General features: G+C 43.3%; 3 protein-coding genes. All 3 read left to right on the top strand.

The window, feature by feature from the left end; all coding sequences use genetic code 11:
• The first annotated feature begins 277 nt into the window (after nt 1-277).
• From D9603_RS18700 to D9603_RS18690, 3 genes are read left to right on the top strand one after another with little or no spacing between them, the layout of a single operon-like run.
• Nucleotides 278-2,131 (top strand): monovalent cation:proton antiporter-2 (CPA2) family protein, encoded by a 1,854-nt coding sequence (locus D9603_RS18700; protein WP_128732443.1) that lies wholly within the window; start codon nt 278-280, stop codon nt 2,129-2,131.
• 11 nt (nt 2,132-2,142) lie between these two features.
• Entirely contained in the window at nt 2,143-3,039 is an 897-nt protein-coding gene (locus D9603_RS18695) for a LysR family transcriptional regulator (protein ID WP_128732442.1), read from the top strand.
• Between the two features lie 35 nt (nt 3,040-3,074).
• Entirely contained in the window at nt 3,075-3,842 is a 768-nt protein-coding gene (locus D9603_RS18690) for a sulfite exporter TauE/SafE family protein (RefSeq protein WP_128732441.1), read from the top strand.
• Nucleotides 3,843-4,151 lie beyond the last annotated feature (309 nt).

Raw genomic sequence — 4,151 nt, 5'->3', positions numbered from 1 at the left:
ATCGATAAGATTTTCTCGCCTTAAAATAGACCACTTAATTAAGCAAATAGGTATAATCCATTTTTTGGATGACTACGCTGAATCTGCAATAAAATCAGGCTTTTAAAAACGCTTATTGTTTGCTTGGTTGGTTGCAATCGTTCGGCGAATTGGCTCATCATGATCACCCAGTGATACTGAGAAAATGTGTTTCGTACATTCACCTTAGTGTAAAAACTGGATTATTCTTGCACCCCAAAACATAATAAAGATAACAATAAAATGGGATAAAACGACTATGCTATTACTAGCTACTATCTACCTTGCAGCAGCAATATTGGCGGTGCCAATCGCCAAACGCTTAGGGCTTGGCTCCGTGCTTGGCTATTTACTAGCTGGTATTTTAATTGGGCCCCACCTTTTGCACCTTGTAGGTGAACAAACAGACATTATGCACTTTGCTGAGTTTGGTGTGGTGATGATGCTGTTTTTAGTCGGACTAGAGCTGCAACCCAAAAGGCTCTGGACGATGCGCCGATCGATAGTTGGCCTAGGTGGTTTACAAGTGCTGATAACAACCGCTGTTCTTTATGTTGCAATTGATTTAGCGCTTGGCTTTTTATGGCAACAATCAATCGCAATTGCGTTAATGTTAGCACTCTCTTCTACGGCTATTGCACTTCAGACGTTAAATGAAAAGGGTTTGATTAAACAATCGGGCGGTCAAAATGCGTTTTCTGTATTGTTATTTCAAGATATCGCAGTGATCCCCATTCTTGCGATTATGCCGTTGTTAGCATTTAGTGATTTAGCCGTGAGTGATGGACATGGAAACTTATTACATACTTTTCCTACTTACCTTCAAGTCATTATTTCTGTTTTTGTCATTTTAGCTATCATCGCTGCTGGGCACTATGTTGCCGCGCCATTATTTCGATATATCGCCAGTACTCGAATGCGCGAGTTATTTACTGTGGTTGCGCTATTTATCGTTATTGCAACCGCGCTATTGATGCAAAGTATCGGGCTATCTCCTGCGCTTGGGACATTTCTTGCAGGGGTTGTCCTCGCGGAAAGCGAATTTCGCCATGAATTGGAAGCCGATATTGAACCCTTTAAAGGGTTACTCCTAGGGTTATTTTTTATGACTGTAGGGGCATCAATCGACTTTTCTTTATTAGCAGAAAAGTGGCTATTTATCTTGGCTTCAGTCGCACTATTAATGGGATTGAAGGCGGCTATTTTATATTTGTTGGCAACAGCATTTTCACTGCACAAGCGAGCGAAATGGTTATTTACCGCAGCGCTTTGCCAAGGCGGTGAATTTGCTTTTGTGCTACTTTCCGTGACTGGTAGCTTAGCAATTCTAACACCTGATCAGGCCGCCTTAGTCACATTGGTGGTTGCGGTATCTATGCTTGGCTCGCCGCTCATTTTTATTCTTTACGATAAAGTGGTAGAGCGTCAGGCTAATACGACTCAAGAACAAGACAGCGTAGAGACGATGGAAGCGACACAAAATGTGATTGTGGTCGGTTACGGTCGTTTTGGTCAAGTGATAGGACGTTTGCTCCATGCACAGGGTTATCACTTGTCGATTTTGGATCACAGTCCGAGTCAAATAGAACTACTACGTCGCTTTGGCAATCAGGTATTTTATGGCGATGGTGCAAGACTAGATTTGCTTGAAGCCGCAGGAGCCTATGAGGCGCAAATGCTGGTTGTAGCGATTGATGAACCAGATAAGACCCTTGAAATCGTCAGGTTGGCACAGCAACACTTCCCTCATCTAAAGCTTGTAGTTCGTGCAACGGATCGTCGTCATGCCTACCAGTTAATAAAACTGGGGGTCACCGCTTTTGAGCGTGAAACGTTTGTCTCTGCGGTGAAGTTAGGTGAGCAGGCGCTCAAATTATTGGGCCACAGTGATGAAGATGTCGAACGAGCGGGCGATCTATTTACTCAACACGATGTTGAGTCGATGCACATACTCGCTGACGTGTGGGGAGACGATGAAAGTTACGGTATTGCAATTCGTCAGCGGATGGCTGATCTGAAACAAGTACTTCAGGCTGACGAAAAAGCACAAGAAGATCTTAATACCTGTCATGGTGAACACTGCGACGATAAAACAAAAGAAATAACATCCTAGGCTAAATAAGTATGCTAAGAGTAACGCTAGAGCAATGGCGAATGTTTAAGGCGGTTGTGGAATACGGTGGATTTAATCAAGCCGCTAAAAAAGTACACAAAAGCCAATCCAGCATCCACACCGCGGTACATAAAATAGAACAAGGGCTTGGCGTCAAGCTCTTTACAGTGCAGGGGAGGAAAACACAGTTGACGGAAGCTGGCGAGATGATGCTTCGCCGTGCAAATTTCCTGTTAGAAGAAGCTGCTAAAGTTGAGGCAGTAGGGCAGACATTGGGAGAGGGAATAGAAAGTCAATTACGCATTGCGGTTGATGAAATTTTTCCACAGCATTTACTGTATAAAGTGCTAGAGCAAACGTCCAATCAATACCCTTTATTGCGCATAGAGCTTATGGAGTCAGTCCTTACCGGGGGATCGGAGTTATTGCAAAATACAGATGTGGACATTGCAATATCACCTGTTGTTTTATCTGACGGATTCAGTGAAGAATTATGCCACATTGAGTTTGTTGCTGTCGCGAGTCCTGATCACGCTCTTCACCGTTATGAACGTGACCTCACTCTTGAGGATTTAAAATCACACCGACAAATTGTTGTGAGAGACTCAGCGATAGCCCGCAAAAAAGATGACGGTTGGCTAGGTGCTCATCAGCGCTGGACAGTAAGTCATATGACGACTTCTATTGATATGATAACCAAGGGATTGGGCTTCGCTTGGCTGCCAACTCCTGCAATTCAAGTTTTGTTAGAGACTGGACGTCTAAAACCCCTCCCTTTGCTGCAACAAAGCCAACGAAAAGCACAGCTTCATCTTATTTTTAAAGATGGTGACAGACTTGGACCCGCAGCACGTGCGTTTATCGGTGAGTTAAGATATCAATGTATGCAGCTTGAAGAGGTAATGTGATAACGCGCAAATTGGCCGACTTAAAAGAGGTGTGAATGACAGAACCGTTACAACTTGTTGTAATTGCGCTTGTTGTGCTACTCAGTGGTATCTCAAAATCCGGTTTTGCAGGCGCACTAGGAGCGTTTTCAGTACCGCTGCTGCTGATGGTATTAGAACCAAAGGATGCAGTAGCCTTAATGCTACCGATATTGATAGTAGCCGACGTATTTAGCCTAAAAAGCTACTGGAAACAGTGGAATGTCGATGAATTAAAACGTTTGTTGCCAGGTACACTGCTGGGGATCGCTCTGGCGACAATATTCTTGCAAGAAGTCAGTGAGTTTTGGTTGACCATAGTTATCGCATTGATGAGTATCGGGTTTGCGTTAAAGAGTATTGCGGCTAATAAACAGCCAGAGCAAAGCTTACGCTTTTTCTCTCAGCGTGTTTTGGCAATAAGTACATCTACTATGGCTGGTATTTCTACAACGCTAATTCACGCTGGCGGTCCGCCATTGATGATTTATTTTAACGCGCTCAGGGTGGCGCCCGCAGCATATATCGCGACCGTTGCAGTACTATTTGCTTTAATGAATGCCGTGAAGCTAGTGACTTTTACTGCCTCAGGGTTGTTACAGCTAGAGCACTTCTTGTTGGCCGTTTGTTTTACTCCAATTGCCCTAATTGGTAATCGGCTTGGTGTTATATTAGCCAAAACATTACCAAGGCAGCAGTTTTTGTCACTCATGAACTGGCTCTTATTAATACTAGGATTAGCGCTAGTAATAATACCGATTAGACTTTATATTTGCTCAATTTGAAGGAGTAAATCTGACGCTAACAGCGTTAAAAATTTCTTATTTAGTACAACTAAATAACCTGAGCTGCGGATAATTAATGCCTTTCTAGCAGCCAGTTTTAGTGCTAACTGCGTTGAATTCACTTCCAATAGCCAGCTATTGGTACGTAAATTCGCCTAGTTTTCCCTAAAACTCTCTGGCTAGACAAGGAAAAAATTAAGTTGTGCTTTAGCAATAATGAGTTGGAACATTCCTTATCCAAACCTCAGGTTAAATAGCAAAACTTTTGCCTTGCCTACAGGACGTAGGTACCTCGGCGTGAGCAGGACG

This window comes from Pseudoalteromonas sp. PS5, assembly GCF_004103255.1.
Taxonomy (GTDB): Bacteria; Pseudomonadota; Gammaproteobacteria; order Enterobacterales; family Alteromonadaceae; genus Pseudoalteromonas; species Pseudoalteromonas peptidolytica.
Note: the sequence above shows the minus strand (reverse complement) of the source record. Positions and strands in the feature narration are given on the sequence as shown.

What these genes read in the sequence shown, in the direction of transcription:
- D9603_RS18695 (WP_128732442.1), top strand. Translation starts at nt 2,143, where the DNA reads ATGCTAAGAGTAACGCTAGAGCAATGGCGAATGTTTAAGGCGGTTGTG.
- D9603_RS18700 (WP_128732443.1), top strand. Translation starts at nt 278, where the DNA reads ATGCTATTACTAGCTACTATCTACCTTGCAGCAGCAATATTGGCGGTG.
- D9603_RS18690 (WP_128732441.1), top strand. Translation starts at nt 3,075, where the DNA reads ATGACAGAACCGTTACAACTTGTTGTAATTGCGCTTGTTGTGCTACTC.